General features: G+C 72.8%; 15 protein-coding genes. 9 read left to right on the forward strand and 6 right to left on the reverse strand.

The features are described 5' to 3' along the window. From ureB to IE312_RS11730, 7 genes are all read left to right on the forward strand, one after another. On the forward strand, positions 1-456 hold a 456-nt coding region (gene ureB, locus IE312_RS39650; protein WP_229899580.1), incomplete at its 5' end, for an urease subunit beta. After that, positions 453-2,174, forward strand: a complete 1,722-nt coding sequence (locus IE312_RS11705) for an urease subunit alpha (RefSeq protein WP_189980952.1) — start codon at positions 453-455, stop codon at positions 2,172-2,174. The genes ureB and IE312_RS11705, both read left to right, overlap by 4 nt. 16 nt (positions 2,175-2,190) lie before the next feature. Continuing rightward, a complete protein-coding gene (locus tag IE312_RS11710; protein ID WP_189980954.1) occupies positions 2,191-3,231 on the forward strand; it encodes an agmatine deiminase family protein in 1,041 nt (346 codons plus the stop codon). A gap of 18 nt (positions 3,232-3,249) precedes the next feature. Beyond that, the gene (locus tag IE312_RS11715) at positions 3,250-3,885 is read left to right on the forward strand and encodes a TetR/AcrR family transcriptional regulator (RefSeq protein WP_189980956.1); all 636 of its coding nucleotides are present in this window, start codon (positions 3,250-3,252) and stop codon (positions 3,883-3,885) included. Between the two features lie 25 nt (positions 3,886-3,910). Then, on the forward strand, positions 3,911-5,233 hold the full coding sequence (locus IE312_RS11720; RefSeq protein WP_189980958.1) for an MFS transporter: 1,323 nt from the start codon (positions 3,911-3,913) through the stop codon (positions 5,231-5,233). Positions 5,234-5,517: 284 nt separating this feature from the next. Continuing rightward, positions 5,518-7,128: a citramalate synthase gene (cimA, locus tag IE312_RS11725; protein WP_189980960.1), complete on the forward strand. Its 1,611-nt coding sequence runs from the start codon at positions 5,518-5,520 to the stop codon at positions 7,126-7,128. A gap of 13 nt (positions 7,129-7,141) precedes the next feature. Beyond that, entirely contained in the window at positions 7,142-7,567 is a 426-nt protein-coding gene (locus IE312_RS11730) for a VOC family protein (protein ID WP_189980962.1), read from the forward strand. 34 nt (positions 7,568-7,601) lie between these two features. Here the strand turns inward: IE312_RS11730 and IE312_RS11735 are convergent, their stop codons facing one another. The 3 genes from IE312_RS11735 to IE312_RS11745 are packed head-to-tail and all read right to left on the reverse strand — an operon-like array spanning position 7,602 to position 10,626. Further along, positions 7,602-8,204 carry a GOLPH3/VPS74 family protein gene (locus tag IE312_RS11735; RefSeq protein ID WP_189980964.1) on the reverse strand — a complete coding sequence of 201 codons (603 nt, stop codon included), beginning with the start codon at positions 8,202-8,204 and terminating at the stop codon, positions 7,602-7,604. 54 nt (positions 8,205-8,258) lie between these two features. Further along, a complete protein-coding gene (locus tag IE312_RS11740) occupies positions 8,259-8,744 on the reverse strand; it encodes a hypothetical protein (protein ID WP_229899582.1) in 486 nt (161 codons plus the stop codon). Positions 8,745-8,760: 16 nt separating this feature from the next. Beyond that, positions 8,761-10,626, reverse strand: coding sequence for a ricin-type beta-trefoil lectin domain protein (locus IE312_RS11745; RefSeq protein ID WP_189980966.1), 1,866 nt, complete (start codon positions 10,624-10,626; stop codon positions 8,761-8,763). A 125-nt stretch (positions 10,627-10,751) separates the two neighbouring features. Between IE312_RS11745 and IE312_RS11750 the strand changes: the two genes are divergently transcribed. Next, a complete protein-coding gene (locus IE312_RS11750; RefSeq protein WP_189980968.1) occupies positions 10,752-13,766 on the forward strand; it encodes a glycoside hydrolase family 3 protein in 3,015 nt (1,004 codons plus the stop codon). Between the two features lie 53 nt (positions 13,767-13,819). Continuing rightward, the gene (locus IE312_RS11755) at positions 13,820-15,184 is read left to right on the forward strand and encodes a hypothetical protein (RefSeq protein ID WP_189980969.1); all 1,365 of its coding nucleotides are present in this window, start codon (positions 13,820-13,822) and stop codon (positions 15,182-15,184) included. 139 nt (positions 15,185-15,323) lie between these two features. Here the strand turns inward: IE312_RS11755 and IE312_RS11760 are convergent, their stop codons facing one another. From IE312_RS11760 to IE312_RS11770, 3 genes are all read right to left on the reverse strand, one after another. Beyond that, positions 15,324-15,530, reverse strand: coding sequence for a hypothetical protein (locus IE312_RS11760; protein WP_189980971.1), 207 nt, complete (start codon positions 15,528-15,530; stop codon positions 15,324-15,326). A 112-nt stretch (positions 15,531-15,642) separates the two neighbouring features. Next, positions 15,643-15,918 (reverse strand): hypothetical protein, encoded by a 276-nt coding sequence (locus tag IE312_RS11765; RefSeq protein ID WP_189980973.1) that lies wholly within the window; start codon positions 15,916-15,918, stop codon positions 15,643-15,645. Positions 15,919-15,989: 71 nt separating this feature from the next. Beyond that, positions 15,990-16,595 carry a YceI family protein gene (locus tag IE312_RS11770; RefSeq protein ID WP_189980975.1) on the reverse strand — a complete coding sequence of 202 codons (606 nt, stop codon included), beginning with the start codon at positions 16,593-16,595 and terminating at the stop codon, positions 15,990-15,992. Positions 16,596-16,682: the final 87 nt, after the last annotated feature.

A 16,682-nucleotide genomic window follows, 5' to 3' on the forward strand; every position in this document is an offset into this window, starting at 1 on the left:
GGCTCCCGGCTCGCGGTCGTCTCCGACCCGATCGGCCGGGCCTCGTCCCGCGCGGCAGGGGCAGGCCTCGGCGCGGACGCCCCGGGCGCCCTGCTCCCTGGCCCCGCGCACACCGACCCCGAACCGGTGGTCCGGCTCCAGGTGACCAACACCGCCACCGTGCCGGTCTCCGTCACCTCCCACTTCCACTTCTTCGAGGCCAACCCGCGGCTCGACTTCGACCGGGCGCGGGCCTACGGCATGCGGCTCGCCGTACCCGCCGGCTCCTCCGTCCGCCTCGGCCCCGGGGAGAGCGAGGAGGTCGGGCTCGTGCCGATCGGCGGCGAGCGGATCGCGATCGGCTTCGCCGGACTGGTCGACGGGCCGCTGGACGCTCCCGGCGCGCGCGAGGAGGCCCTGCGCCGGGCCGCTGCCTGCGGATACCTGGGAGTTCCCGGAGAGGAGGGCGGCCGATGAGCAGGCCCGGAGGGCACCCGGCACCGGCCCGCCGGCTCACGCCCCACGAGTACGCCGCCACCCACGGCCCCCGTGCCGGCGACCGGATCCGGCTCGGCGACTCCGGACTCACCGTCCGCGTCGAGTCCGACTCCCAGCAGTACGGCGACGAGTTCCTCGCCGGCTTCGGCAAGACCGCACGCGACGGACTGCACCTCAAGGCCGCCGCCGTCCGCGCCACCTGTGACGTCGTGATCAGCAACGTCGTCGTGATCGACGCGGTGCAGGGGATCAGGAAGGTCTCCATCGGCATCCGGGAGGGCCGCATCCACGCGATCGGCCGCGCCGGCAACCCGGACACCCTCGACGGCGTCGACGTCGTCGTCGGCACGGGCACCTCGATCGTCTCCGGCGAGGGGCTGATCGCCACCGCCGGAGCCGTCGACACCCACGTCCACCTGCTGTCGCCGCGGATCATGGAGGCGTCCCTCGCCTCCGGCGTGACCACGGTCATCGGGCAGGAGTTCGGCCCGGTGTGGGGCGTCGGCGTCAACTCGCCCTGGGCGCTGCGCCACGCCTTCAACGCGTTCGACGCCTGGCCGGTCAACATCGGCTTCCTCGGCCGGGGCTCCTCCTCCCACGAGGCGCCGCTGATCGAGGCCCTGGCCGAGGGCGGGGCGAGCGGCTTCAAGGTGCACGAGGACATGGGCGCCCACACCCGGGCCCTGGACACCGCGCTGCGGGTCGCCGAGGAGCACGACGTCCAGGTGGCCCTGCACAGCGACGGACTGAACGAGTGCCTGTCGGTCGAGGACACCCTGGAGGTGCTGGAGGGCCGCACGATCCACGCCTTCCACATCGAGGGCTGCGGCGGCGGACACGTGCCCAACGTACTGAAGATGGCCGGCGTGCCGAACGTCATCGGCTCCTCCACCAACCCCACCCTGCCCTTCGGCCGGGACGCGGTCGCCGAGCACTACGGCATGATCGTCTCCGTCCACGACCTCAAGCCCGACCTGCCCGGCGACGCGGCCATGGCCCGCGACCGCATCCGGGCCGGCACCATGGGCGCCGAGGACGTGCTGCACGACCTGGGCGCGATCGGCATCACCTCCTCCGACGCGCAGGGCATGGGCCGGGCCGGGGAGACGGTCCGCCGCACGTTCGCCATGGCCGGCAAGATGAAGGCCGAGCTGGGCCCGCTGCAGGGCGACGGCGAGGGCGACGACAACGCCCGCGTGCTGCGCTACATCGCCAAGCTGACCATCAACCCGGCCATCGCGCACGGCCTCTCCCACGAGGTCGGCTCGATCGAGACCGGCAAGCTCGCCGACATCGTGCTGTGGCGCCCGGAGTACTTCGGCGCCAAACCGCAGCTCGTCCTCAAGGCCGGCTTCCCGGCGTACGGCGTGGTCGGTGATCCGAACGCCGCCACCGACACCTGCGAACCGCTCGTGCTGGGACCGCAGTTCGGGTCGTACGGGGCCACGCCCGCGGACCTCTCGGTGGCGTTCGTCGCCCGGGCGGCCGCCGACCAGGGCAACGACACCATGCCGACCCGCAGGAGAAGGGTCGCCGTGCGCGGCACCCGGGGCATCGGCCCGGCGGACCTGCGGCTGAACGCCCGTACCGGGGCGGTCGACGTCGACCAGCGCACCGGCCTGGTCACCCTCGACGGCGAGCCGCTGCGCTCCGGGCCGGCCGACTCCGTCTCCCTCAACCGCCTCTACTTCCTCTGACCACCCGGGATCCCACATGACCACCCCCGCCGCCGACGGCTTCCGCATGCCCGCCGAATGGGCCCCCCACGAACGCACCTGGATGGCCTGGCCCAGCCCCAACCCGACCTTCGACGACCCGGACGACCTGGCCGCCTCCCGGGCCGCCTGGGCGTCCGTCGCCCGCGCGGTCCGCCGCTTCGAACCGGTGACGGTCGTCTGCGCCCCCGGCCAGTCGCGGGACGCCCGGGCACTGCTCGGCCCCGGCGTCGACACCGTCGAGCGCGCGCTGGACGACGCCTGGATGCGGGACATCGGCCCCACCTTCCTCACCGACGGCAAGGGCCGGCTGGCCGCCGTCGACTGGACGTTCAACGGCTGGGGCGCCCAGGACTGGGCCCGCTGGGAGCACGACGCCGGGATCGGCGCGTACGTGTCCGACCTCGCGGGCGCGAAGACGTACGCCTCGAAGCTGGTCAACGAGGGCGGTGCGATCCACGTCGACGGCGAGGGCACCGTGCTGCTCACCGAGACCGTGCAGCTGGGGCCCGAGCGCAACCCGCACTGGTCCAAGGCGGAGGTCGAGGCGGAGGTCCACGCCCACCTCGGCACCAGCAGGGCGATCTGGCTGCCGCGCGGCCTGACCGGCGACTACCCTCCCCACGGCTTCGGCACCCTGGGCCACGTCGACATCGTCGCCGCGTTCGCCCGGCCGGGCGTCGTGGTCGCGCACCACCAGCCGGACCCGGCGCACCCCGACCACGAGGTCACCAAGGAGGTCATCGGCCTGCTGCGGTCGGCGACCGATGCGCGGGGCCGCCGCCTGGAGGTCGTGGAGGTGCCCGCGCCGACCGTCCTGGAGGCCGACGGCCACTGGGCCGACTACTCCTACATCAACCACTACCTGTGCAACGGCGGCGTGGTGCTGTGCGGCTTCGACGACCCGCGTGACGAGATCGCCGCGGGCATCTTCCGCCGGCTGTTCCCGGAGCGCACGGTGACGCTGGTGGACGCGCGTACGATCTTCGCGGGCGGGGGCGGTATCCACTGCATCACGCAACAGCAGCCGAAGGTCTGACACGTACAGGAGCAGCAGATGGCCGCTGCGGGCCGGGCGCGCAGGAACGCGCCGCCGCGCGAGGAGGTCCTCGCCGTCGCCATGGACATGATCGCCGAGCGCGGTCTGGAGAAGCTCACCATGGCGGGGCTGGGCCGCGAGGTCGGCATGAGCAGCGGCCACCTGCTGTACTACTTCCGCTCCAAGGACGAGCTGCTGCTGCGAACCCTGGAATGGAGCGAGGGCCGGCTGGGCGCGGAACGGGGACGGCTGCTGGCCCGTCCCGGGACCGCGCGGGAGCGGCTGTCCGCGTACGTCGACCTGTACGTCCCCGACGGGCACCGCGATCCGCACTGGACCCTGTGGCTGGAGGTCTGGAACCGCTCGCAGAACGCCGACGACGACGCCCGCGCCCGGCAGGCCGCGATCGAGGGCGCCTGGCACCGCGACCTGGTCGCGCTGGTCGCCGAGGGGATCTCGCGGGGTGAGTTCCGGCGGGTGGACGCGGACCGCTTCGCCACGAGGCTGCGTGCGCTGCTCGACGGATTCTCCATCCACGTCGCGATCGGGCTGCGGGGCACGGACCGGGACCACGTCCTCGCGCACGTCCGGGAGTTCGTCGAGGACGGGCTCGCCGCGGCCCCGCAGGGGCGCGAGGCCGGCGGAATCCTTTGATCCGTGGGCGGGCAGGTAACCGCCCATGGGACGACAACACTGGAAGAAGATCTGGGTCGGCTCGGCGGGGAACATGGTCGAGTGGTACGACTGGTTCGTCTACGCGAGCTTCGCCACCTACTTCGCCGGCGCCTTCTTCCCGAGCGGCAACCCGACCGCCCAGCTGATGAACACCGCCGGCATCTTCGCCGTCGGCTTCTTCATGCGGCCCGTCGGCGGCTGGCTGCTCGGCAGGGTCGGCGACCGCAAGGGCCGCAAGGCCGCGCTGACCCTCACCGTGACGCTCATGTCGGCGTCGGCGGTCCTCATCGCCGTCGCCCCCACCTACGGGGTCGCCGGTTACGGCGGCGCGCTCGTCCTGCTCGTCGCCCGCCTGCTCCAGGGCCTGTCCGTGGGCGGCGAGTACGCGGCCAGCGCGACCTACCTGACCGAGGCCTCGGACCCGCGGCGCCGCGGCTTCGCGTCCAGCTTCCAGTACGTGTCCATGACCGCCGGCCAGATCGCCGGCCTCGGCCTGCTGATCGTCCTCCAGCACACCCTGTCCGAGGACGCCCTGCACAGCTACGGCTGGCGCATCCCGTTCGCCGTCGGCGCCCTCGGCGCGGCCGTCGTCTTCTACCTGCGCCGGAACCTGCTGGAGACCGAGGTGTACGAGGAGGACACCTCGCACGCCGGGGAGCGCGGCACCCTGCGCGCGCTGTGGCAGCACCGGCGGGAGGCGTTCCTGGTCGTCGCCCTCACCATGGGCGGCACGGTGGCCTACTACACGTACACCACCTACCTGACCAAGTACCTGTCCAACTCGGCGGGCCTGTCCAAGCAGACGGCGACCCTGGTCTCCTTCACCGCGCTGATCGTCTTCGCCTGCCTCCAGCCGCTGGCCGGCGCCCTCTCCGACCGCGTCGGCCGCCGTCCGCTGCTGATCACCTTCGCCGTCGGGTCCACCGTCCTCACCGTCCCGATCATGACGCTGCTCAAGCACGCGGACGGCTACTGGTCCGCCCTCGGCCTCGCCCTGCTCGCGCTGGTGGTGGTCACCGGCTACACCTCCATCAACGCCTGCGTGAAGGCCGAACTGTTCCCGACCGGGGTCCGGGCGCTCGGCGTCGCCCTGCCCTACGCCCTGGCCAACGCGCTCTTCGGCGGCACCGCCGAGTACGTCGCCCTGTGGTTCAAGAAGGGCGGCATCGAGTCCGGCTTCTCCTGGTACGTGGCCGCCTGCGCCGCCGTGTCCCTGGTGGTGTACGTCACCATGCGCGAGACCAAGGACCTGGACCTGGGCCGGGTGAAGAGCGGCGCCGGGACCGGGGACGGCTCCGCGGAGTCCACCGTGACGACCGCATCCTGAGACGGACGGTGAGCCGGGGGCCCGGCTGTGCCAGACTGCCCCCGTGCTCTCGTTCGCCATGATTATGGGCAGCAGGCGCGCCGGTCCGCAGTGACCACCTCGGACGACCAGTGCGGGTGGCCACCGTCGTCCTCGACCCGCGCGCAGACCTCTCGCACCCGCGAGGGGTTTTTTCGTTTTCCGGCCCACCCGCAGCCGGCGGCGAAGCGCGAGGGGGCCACGGAGGAACGGTGGAGCCGGTCCATCCGGTAAGACCGAAGATCCACAACAGGAGCCTTGAGACCATGACCGAGACGGAAAACAGCGAGCTCGACGACTCGTTCCACGTCTTCGACACCACGCTGCGCGACGGCGCGCAGCGCGAGGGCATCAACCTCACCGTCGCGGACAAGCTCGCCATCGCCCGGCACCTGGACGACTTCGGCGTGGGCTTCATCGAGGGCGGCTGGCCCGGCGCGAACCCCCGCGACACCGAGTTCTTCGCCCGCGCGCAGGCGGAGATCGACTTCCGGCACGCGCAGCTGGTCGCCTTCGGCGCCACCCGCCGCGCCGGCGGAAAAGCCGCCGAGGACCCGCAGGTCAACGCCCTGCTGGCGTCCGGTGCCCCGGTGATCACGCTGGTCGCCAAGTCGCACGACCGGCACGTCGAGCTGGCGCTGCGCACCACCCTGGACGAGAACCTGGAGATGGTCCGGGACACCGTGTCGTACCTGCGGGAGCAGGGCCGCCGGGTGTTCGTGGACTGCGAGCACTTCTTCGACGGCTACCGCGCCAACCCGGAGTACGCCAAGGCCGTGGTCCGTACGGCCGCCGAGGCCGGCGCCGACGTCGTCATCCTCTGCGACACCAACGGCGGCATGCTCCCCGCCCAGGTGCACGCGGTCGTCGCCACGGTCCTCGCCGACACCGGCGCCCGGCTCGGCATCCACGCCCAGGACGACACCGGCTGCGCGGTGGCCAACACCCTCGCGGCCGTCGACGCGGGCGCCACCCACGTGCAGTGCACGGCCAACGGCTACGGCGAACGCGTCGGCAACGCCAACCTGTTCCCGGTGGCCGCCGCCCTGGAGCTGAAGTACGGCAAGAAGGTGCTGCCCGAGGGCCGGCTGCGCGAGATGACCCGCATCTCCCACGCCATCGCCGAGGTCGTCAACCTCACCCCCTCCACCCACCAGCCGTACGTCGGCGTCTCCGCCTTCGCCCACAAGGCCGGGCTGCACGCCTCCGCCATCAAGGTCGACCCGGACCTGTACCAGCACATCGACCCCGAGCTGGTCGGCAACACCATGCGCATGCTGGTCTCCGACATGGCGGGCCGCGCCTCCGTCGAGCTGAAGGGCAAGGAGCTCGGCGTCGACCTGGGCGGCGACCGTGAGCTGGTCGGCCGGGTGGTCGAGCGGGTGAAGGAGCGCGAACTCCAGGGCTACACCTACGAGGCCGCCGACGCCTCCTTCGAGCTGCTGCTGCGCGCCGAGGCCGAGGGCCGCCCGCTGAAGTACTTCGACGTGGAGTCCTGGCGGGCCATCGTCGAGGACCGCCCCGACGGCACCCACGCCAACGAGGCCACCGTGAAGCTGTGGGCCAAGAGCGAGCGGATCGTGGCCACCGCGGAGGGCAACGGTCCGGTCAACGCCCTGGACCGTGCCCTGCGCGTGGCGCTGGAGAAGATCTACCCACAGCTCGCCAAGCTGGAGCTGGTCGACTACAAGGTCCGCATCCTGGAGGGCAAGCACGGCACCTCCTCCACCACCCGGGTGCTGATCTCCACCTCGGACGGCTCCGGCGAGTGGTCCACGGTCGGCGTGGCCGAGAACGTCATCGCCGCCTCCTGGCAGGCCCTGGAGGACGCCTACACCTACGGCCTCCTCCGGGCGGGCGTGGAACCGGCGGAGTAGCCACAGTGGAGGTATGACCTCACACACCGGTGACGTGCTGTCCGGGGCCCGCGTCGCGACCCGGCTGCCCGCGCGGGACCTGGACCGGGCCCGCCGCTTCTACGCCGAGAAGCTCGGCCTGTACCCGGTGGACGAGCGGCCCGGCGGGCTGCTGTACCGGTGCGCGGGCGCGGACTTCGTCGTCTTCCGTTCGACGGGGGCCTCGCCCGGCACCTTCACCCAGATGGCGTTCGAGGTGGACGACATCGAGGGCGTCGTGACCGAGCTGCGCCGCCGGGGCGTGGCCTTCGAAGAGGTCGACGTGCCCGGCCTGCGGACCCGGGAGGGCATCGCGGACATCGCCGGCAACTACCCGAGCAAGGGCGCGAGCGGGGAGCGCGGCGCGTGGTTCCGCGACAGCGAGGGCAATCTGCTGGGCATCGGCCAGCTGATCCTCTGAGGCCGCCCGGGCCGGCCGGCGGTGTCCGGGAGGCTCAGGGCGCCCGCCAGATGTTGTCGAAGGCGATGTTCTCGATGCGGCGGCGTTCGCGGACGGCCTCCAGCTCGGTCACCGCGTCGCCGACCGCGACCAGGACGGTGACGACCGCCTCGTCCTCGGGCTCCGGGCCGGCCGGCCGGTCGTCCTGGATGCCGAGGGTCGCAGCGAGCCCGGTGAGGACGGGGTCGCGGGATTCCCAGCGGTCGGTCGCGTGGCGCCGGGCGGCGGTGTCGGCGGGCAGGTCGTGCCGGTTGCGGCCCGGCAGCCGGAGCCGGCGCCTGCCGGTGATCTGCCCGGCGGCCTCCAGGGTGTCCCGGTAGGCCACGGCGAGCCCCTCGCCGCGCCGCCAGAGCCAGTCCTCGACCGTCTCGTACGGCTCCTCCCGGACGAGACGCGCCCCCGCCTCGTCCAGCATCCGGTCGCCCGTGGTCAGCACCGGGCCGGGCACGATGCGCTCGCCGTCCAGGGTGAGTGCCCGGGCCCCGAGCAGGTCGACCAGCTCGGCGCCGGCGAGTGCCAGCGACAGGTCGCCCTGCTCCACGGGGTGCTCACCGGGCACGTCGAGGCTGACGAGGAACAGATCCTGCGGTGTGGTCATACCCCCACCATGGTCCGGCGGCGGCCGATGCGCACCACGCCACACCGCCCTGGTTCAGCACGAGTCGGCGGCGAGCCGCTCGAACGCGCGCGGGCTCATCACCCGGCCGTCCGCCCAGACCTGCCCGGGCCGCAGCCGGCGGATCCGCTCGCCGGTGAACTCCACGAACGCGTTATACGAGTCGCCTGTGACGTAGTGCCCGAACCCGAGGCGGTAGTGGTGCCGGGCCAGCAGTCGCCGTGTGCCCCGGTGCCGGGCCCCCCACTTCGCGGGCGGGTCGAACAGGGGGAACTCGGCGTCCCCGTGCAGCCCCTGCTTCTTCGACTCCCAGCCGGTGGCGGGGCCCGCGCCGTCGCCGCGGGACCGCTCCTCCAGGTACGGGCCCCGGTAGCCGTCGTCACCGCACGGCCGGAACACCGCGTACGGCGTCCCGTCCGCGCCGGCCCGCACCCCCGCGAGCGGCAGGTCGACGGCGGCGCAGCCGCTCAGCAGCAGCATCCCGCCGACGATCCCCGCCGCCACGGCCCCCGTGTGTCGCATGTCCCGCGCTACCGCCTCACCGCAGCGTCCACTTCTGGTTGGCGGCCCCCGTGCATGTCCAGATCTGGGTCCGGGCCCCGTTCGCCGACGAGTTGTCGGTGACGTCGAGGCACTTGTCGGCCGCCGTGTTCACCACATCACCCGTGGCCGTGTCGTACGACCACCGTTGGGCACCGGTTCCGTTGCAGTCGTACAACTGCACCTTGGCCCCGTCCGCGGTCGAACCGGAGGACACGTCCAGGCACTTGCCGAGCGCCTGCACCGACCCGTCGGCCTGCACGGTCCACTGCTGGGCCGCGCTGCCGTTGCAGTCGTAGAGCTGCACCGCCGTACCGTCGGCGGTCGAACCGCCCGCCACGTCCAGGCACTTGCCGGCGAGGCCCGTGAAGGCCCCGGTCCTGGCACCGCCGCCGGACTGGGTGCCGGTCCAGGTGAAGGTGGCGGAGGTCCTGGCGGGAAGCGAGTAAGTGGCGTGCCGGCCGCCCCAGTTCACGGTGAGGGTGCGGGCCGACGCGGAGCCGTTGTACGCGATCAGGGCCTTGCTGCCGTCCGGGTTGCGCCAGGCCACGTTCGGCACCGCGGCGGAGGCGGTGGAGGCGATGCGCTGGGCGCCGGGACGGACGAACTTGGTCAGGTGGCCCATGTCGTAGTACTCGACGGTGTAGTCCACGGTCCCGCTCGCGCCGTCGCCGTTGTGCACGGTGATCAGGCCCGTGCAAGTGCCGCAGCCGCCGTTGTGGGGGCCCATGTTCTGGTCCACGGCCAGCGACCATTTGGTCACCGACTTCGCCCAGTTGCGGGTGTAGTCGATGATGTTCGACATGTCCTCGCGCTGCTGGTCGGCGATCCAGGTGCCGCCGGAGTGCTCGGTGCCGAAGGCGTCCAGCGCCGGGTACCGGTCGTGCACGGACGTCTGCTTGGTGACGTCACCGCCGTAGCCGTGCCAGGCGATCCCGCCGAAGTTGGGGTGGCTGCGCACGGCCGGGTCGTCGACGGTCGGGGCCGCGTAGGAGTCGTACACGTCCCAGTTCCAGTCGTGCGCCAGCACCTTGGTGGCGAGGCCGGCCGCCTGGAGCCTGGGCAGCAGCTCGTTCTTGGTGAAGTAGGCGAGCCCGCCGGCGTTCCAGCTCATCGACGGGTAGCCGGAACAGCAGGTGGGCTCGTTCTGCGCGGTGACGTAGGAGACGTTCACGCCCTGGTCCCGGTACGCCTGGAGGTACTTCACGAAGTACGCGGCGTACGCGCCGTAGTCCTCGGCCTTCAGCCAGCCGCCGTTGAGCGAGCCGCTGTCCTTCATCCAGGCCGGCGCCGTCCACGGCGAGGCCATCACCGTCAGGGCCGGGTTGAGCTGGAGCGCCTGCCGGGTCAGCGGCACGACGTCGGCGAGGTCGTGCCCGATGGAGAACTTCGTCAGGGACGGGTCGCTCTGCCCGGCCGGCACGTCGTCGTAGGTGTAGCCGTAGCGCGCGAGGTCGGAGGCGCCCATCGGGTTGCGCAGGAACGACAGGCCGATGCCGTCCGTCGGCGAGAACAGCTTGCGCATGGTCGCGTCCCGGGTGGCGGGGGACAGCGCCCCGCTGCCGTTCATCAGCCAGGCGGCGGTGTCCGTGAAGGACGCGCCGCCACCGGTGAACGTCTGGTACCGGGTGTTCTCGTCCACGGTGATGTTCTCGCCGCTTCCGCCCGTCCCGGACTGGAACGCGAACGGCGTCTGCGGCTGGAGCCCGCGCACGACGTGCCGGCCGGCGGAGTCGTCGGTCGTGGTGAGCCAGGCGGTGACCTGCTCACCGGCCGCGTGCGCGGGGGGTGCGGCCATACCGGCACCGACGGCGGAGAGCAGTCCGGCGAGCAGCAGCCGGACCGCGCGGGGGGTTCTCCTCATGGTGCGTCGCCCTTCCTTCTCGGATCGGCGGAGCTGACGGGTCGTCTTGACGGGGGTGTGTACCCCTAGTTAACTCACGGCGTGAGCTAAGCCCTGAGTGAACCACGAGAGTCTAGGGAAGGTCCATGCGAAGAACCGCCCTGCTCGCCTCCGCCGCACTCCTCGCCGGTCTGCTGCCCTGGGCGGCGACCGCGCGAGCCGCTGACGAACCCGCCCCGGCCCCCGTCGACCGCTTCGAGGGCGAGGTGCCCTTCGCCGCCCAGCCCGCCGAATCCATCTTCACCTGGGGCGGCGACACCGACGACCCGCCCGCGCTCCGCCTCGCCGACCGCGCCGACGCCCCCGAGGGCGGCAAGGTCCTCGCCGGCACCTACAACATCAGCGGCTACGGCGGCTTCACCCACGACTTCGCCGCCACCGCACCCGCCCACGACTGGTCCGACCGCCAGGGCGTCCGCTTCTGGTGGGAGGGACGGAACAACGGCAGGAAGATCGCCTTCGAGATCAAGGACGGCGGGACGAACGGCGAGGCCTCCGAACTGTGGACGGCCTCCTTCACCGACGACTTCACCGGCTGGAAGCAGATCCGGCTCCCCTTCACGGACTTCGCCTACCGCACCGACTACCAGCCCGTCGGCGGCATCGACCACGTCCTCGGCCTCAAGGAGATGTGGGGCTACGCCCTCACCCTCCCGGCCGGCACCAAGGGCGACTTCGCCCTGGACGACGTGGAGTTGTACGGCAGGGCCGACCAGGCGCTCCGGGCCTCGGTCGGCACCGACGCGCCCGTCCGGCCGGTCGCGGAGGGCGCTACCGCGAAGGTCGGGGTCACCGTGGCCACCACCGGGGAGGCGCCCCTGACCGACCCGGTCACCGTCACCTACGCCACCGGGGACGGCACCGCGACCCCCGGCTCGGACTACACCCCCGTCTCCGGCACCCTCACCTTCCCGGCCGGCACCGCCTCCGGCACCACGCGGACCATCGCCGTGCCCACCCGCCGGGACCGGGCGGCCGAACCCGCCGAGACCATCCCCCTCAAGCTGACGGTCACCGGGGCGAAGGCCCCGGCCGAGACTCCGCAGATCGTGATCGACGCGCACGGGCTGCCCTACCTGGACGCCAAGTTGCCGATCCGCGAGCGGGTCGCCGACCTGCTGGGCCGGATGTCCCTGGCGGAGAAGGCCGGCCAGATGACCCAGGCCGAACGCGGCGCCGTCGGCCAGGGGGCCGACATCGCCGCCTACGGCCTCGGCTCCCTGCTCTCCGGCGGCGGCTCGACACCCACGCCCAACACCCCCGCGGCCTGGGCGAAGATGATCGACGCCTTCCAGCTGCGGACCCGGGCCACGCGCCTGCAGATCCCGCTGATCTACGGCGTCGACGCCGTCCACGGCCACAACAACCTCTCCGGCGCCACCGTCATGCCGCACAACATCGGCATCGGCGCGACCCGCGATCCCCGGCTCGCCCGGGAAACGGGCGCGGTGACCGCCGCCGAGGTCCGCGCGACCGGCATCCCCTGGGACTTCGCGCCCTGCCTGTGCGTGAGCCGCGACGAACGCTGGGGCCGCTCCTACGAGTCCTTCGGCGAGGACCCGGCGCTCGTGGAGTCCATGGAGACCGTGATCCAGGGCCTCCAGGGCCGTGCGAACGGCAAGGACCTGGCGCGCGGCGACAAGGTGCTCGCCACCGCCAAGCACTTCGTGGCCGACGGCGGCACCGCCTACGGCTCCTCGACCACCGGTACGTACACCACCGACCAGGGCGTCACCACCGTCACCCGCGAGCAACTGCGCGACATCCACCTGGCGCCGTACCGCGAGGCCGTCGACCGGGGCATCGGCACGGTCATGCCGTCGTACTCCTCCCTGGACATCGCCGGGGACGGCAAGGGCGCGGTGAAGATGCACGCCCGCGGCGACATGATCAACGGCGTGCTCAAGGGCCGCATGGGCTTCGACGGGTTCGTCATCAGCGACTGGAACGCCATCGACCAGCTGCCCGGGGACTACGCCTCCCACGTCCGCACCTCGGTCGAGGCCGGCGTGGACATGATGATGGTGCCGTACGCGTACAAGGAGTTCAGCACCGCGCTCGCCGACGAGGTGAAGGCCGGCCGGATCAGCGAGCGCCGGATCGACGACGCCGTCTCCCGCATCCTCACCCAGAAGTTCAGGCTCGGCCTCTTCGAGCACCCGTACGCCGACACCGGCGGCGCCGCCGCCATCGGCTCCCCGGCCCACCGGGAGACCGCCCGCCGGGCCGCCGCCGAGTCGCAGGTGCTGCTGAAGAACGCGGGCGGGCTGCTGCCGCTGAAGAGGAGCGAGAAGGTGTACGTCGCCGGGTCCAACGCCGACGACATCGGCAACCAGACCGGCGGCTGGACCCTCACCTGGCAGGGCGCCTCCGGGAACACCGTCCCCGGCACGACGATCCTGCAGGGCCTGCGCAAGGCGGGCGGGAACGTCACCTACTCGAAGGACGCCTCCGCCCCGACGGACGGCTACGACGCGGGCGTGGTCGTCGTCGGCGAGACGCCCTACGCCGAGGGCGTCGGCGACGTCGGCAACGGTCACTCGCTGTCCCTGTCCGCCGCCGACCGGGCCGCCGTCGACAAGGTCTGCGCGGCCATGAAGTGCGCGGTCCTGATCGTCTCCGGCCGCCCCCAGCTCATCGGCGACCGGCTGGCCGGGATCGACGCCCTGGTCGCCTCCTGGCTGCCCGGCACCGAGGGCGACGGCGTCGCCGACGTCCTCTACGGCACACGCCCCTTCACCGGACAGCTCCCGGTGACCTGGCCCAGGTCGCAGGACCAGCTGCCGATCAACGTGGGTGACGCGTCGTACGACCCGCAGTTCCCCTACGGCTGGGGCCTGACCACGCTCACCCCGGTCCCGAAGGGCGGCACGGCCACCCTGCGCGCCCTCGCCGCCCGGGCCGCGGTGGCCGAGCGGCGCGGCGACGACCGGACCGGACGCGCGCTGGTGACCGAGGCGCGGCTGCTCGTCCAGCGGAAGACGGGCGGCCACCTCACCCAGGCGGTGTCCGCACCCTTCGCCGACGCCGACCACCTGCTGGCGACCGGCCGGTACGGGGAGGCGGTGGGGAAGCTGGCACAGGCGTACCGGGCGGCCTGAACCCGGCGCCTGACCGATGACCGGTTTGGGGAGGCTTCGGGTAGTTTCGAGATATGAAGGCCCTGCCGCGGACCCGAAGCCTCCCCGCCCTGCTGCTCGCCGTCCTGGCCCTGGTGCTGGCGACCCCGTACGCACCCGGGGCGAGCGCGGACACCAGCGTCTCCGCGATCGCCCGGGCCCTGCGCCAGGGTCCGGTCTACGTCGACCCGGCGGCCCGCGACCAGCTGTCCGCCGCCGACGCCGACACGCTCGCCGCCCGTATCAAGGACGCCGACAAACCCCTGTTCATCGCCGTCCTGCCCGCCGGATACCCCACCGCGAACCTCTTCGGCGGCCTGCGCGCCGCGACCGGCGTCACCGGCCTGTACGGCATCCGCCTGGGCGACCGCTTCGACGCCCGCGCCGACTCCTCCGTCATGTCGGTCACGGCCCGGCAGAACCTGGTCCGCAGCGTCCAGGGCGAGGACGCCAAGGCCCAACTGGCCGACTTCACCGACCGCGCCCTGGCCAACATGGGCGGCCACGCCCCGCGCAGCTGGGGCGGCCCGGCCGGCGGCGGGGGCGTGTCCGGCACGGCACTGATCACGACGGCCGCGATCCTGGTCGCCGCCGGCGCCGGCGCGTACACGCTGGTCCGCCGCAACCGCAGGCGCCGCGAGGAGGAGCAGCGGGCGGCGCTGGAGCGGCTGCGGGTGGTCGTGGACGAGGACATCACCGCGTTCGGCGAGGAACTCGACCGCCTCGACTTCCACCCCTCGGAGCCGGGTGCCGACGACGCGATGCGCGCCGACTACGAGCGGGCCCTGGACGCCTACGAGACCGCCAAGCAGCGGATGACCACGGCCCGCAGACCGGAGGAGGTCCGGCCGGTCACCGAGGCGCTGGAGGACGGCCGCTTCTCCCTCGCCCAGCTGGCCGCCCGCCGCGCACACCGGCCGCTGCCCGAACGCCGGCCGCCGTGCTTCTTCGACCCCCGGCACGGCCCCTCGGTCACCGACGCCACCTGGACCCCGCCGGGCGGAGCCCCGCGCCAGGTCCCGGTCTGCGCGGCCGACGCCACCCGCCTGGCCGACGGCCGCGACCCCGTCGTCCGCGAGGTCGACACCGACTGGGGCCGCCGCCCCTACTGGGACGCGGGCCCCGCCTACGGCCCCTGGGCCGGCGGCTACTTCGGCGGCGGCCTCCTCCCCGGCCTCCTGGTCGGCACCATGCTGGGCGGCCTGATGGCGGCGCCCGCGTACGGCGCCGACTACGGCACCGGGTACGGAGACTTCGGCGGCTACGGCTCCGGCGGCTACGAGGGCGGCGACGTATCCGGCACCGACTTCGCCCCCGGCGACTTCGGCGGCGGCTTCGGAGACGGCGGCGGCTTCGACGGCGGAGGCGACGGCGGAGGCGACTTCGGCGGCGGGTTCTGAGCGGTCACGTCCCGTGGCGCCGGACGGTCTCTTCTCCTACCGCCGGGACCGCAGGTCGGTACGGCCGGCGAGGGAGTTCACCCGCGAGGCGCTGTCGGACTGGGCCAGGGTCCCGGCCGGGTGCCGTCGTGCCCGCCGGTCAAGTGATCGCCTGCGTCGTCCCGTCGGGCAGCGCGCAGTACTCACCGGCGTAGGGGCGTGCGACGAGCTGTCCGCCGGCGGCCGTGCAGTCGTCCCTGGAGATGTCCGGAGCCGACGCGGCCCCGGCGCTGACGGCGCCGACGGCGCTCACGCCGGCGAGGGTCGCCGCGGCCAGGGCGAGGCCCAGGATCCTTCGTATGCGCATGACTTCCTCCTCCCGGGCACCTTCGTGCGGCCTTCGAGACGGCAGGCCTCGGGAACGAGGGCGCCCTCTTCCTCAGCATGGGCGCTCCGCGGGAGGCGTGCGAGACGAGGGGCTAGCGCGGTTCGTGCGCCGCCGCCCGGCAGGCGCCGGTCGCGGCGCCGGCCGCCACGCCGGCCCCGGTCAGGCCGGTCACACAACCCTGCAGGTCTCCGGTCACACCACGGGTGCAGGCCGCCGTGACGGAGTCGGAGGCGGTGGCACCGGCCAGTTCGGCCATCCGGGCGCAGGCGGGGATGTCCGCCCGGGCCGCGGGAGCGGCGAGGACGGCTCCGCCGAGGGCGAGGGTCAGACCGGTGAGGGCACCGGCGGTACGGGTCGAGGTGCGCATGGGAGGGACCTGCCTTCCGGGTCGGTCGCGGGCCCCTCGCTCCAGCGTCGCACCGCTCCCGTCGCCGCGCCTCACGCCTGCTTGATCGCCGAGATGTCGAAGACCAGCTTGATCTTGTCGGAGACCAGGACACCGCCGGTCTCCAGCGCCGCGTTCCAGGTCAGACCCCACTCGGAGCGCAGGATCTCGGCCTTGCCCTCGAAGCCGACGCGCTCGTTGCCGAAGGGGTCCTGGGCGGAGCCGTTGAACTCCAGGTCGATGGTGAGCGGCTTGGTCACGCCGAGCAGAGAGAGGTCGCCGGTGATGCGGTACGCGTCGCCGCCGAGGGCCTCCGCCTTGGTGGAGCGGAAGGTCATCGCCGGGAACTCGTCGATCTTGAAGAAGTCGGCGGACTTCAGGTGGCCGTCGCGGTCGGCGTTGCCGGTGTCGATGCTCGCCATCTGCACGTCCAGCGTGGCGGTGGACGCGGCGGGGTCGGCGCCGTCCAGGTGCAGCGTCCCGGTGAAGTCGTGGAAGCCGCCCTTGACGTTGGTGACCATGGCGTGCCGGGCGACGAAGCCGATCGAGCTGTGGGCCGGGTCGATCGTGTAGTCGCCGGTCAGCGCGGTCAGGTCGGGGCCGGCCGTGGCCTGCGCGGCGGGGGCGGGGGTGGTGTCCTTGCGGCTGAAGATGCCCATGGCGTGCTCCTGTGGGTGCTTGTTGAACGTTAAACGAACTTGCGACTCCGAAGGTAGACCCATTCGGTTCAGATTTCAACATCATCC

The sequence above is a fragment of the Streptomyces capoamus genome, from assembly GCF_014654935.1.
Classification (GTDB): domain Bacteria; phylum Actinomycetota; class Actinomycetes; order Streptomycetales; family Streptomycetaceae; genus Streptomyces; species Streptomyces capoamus.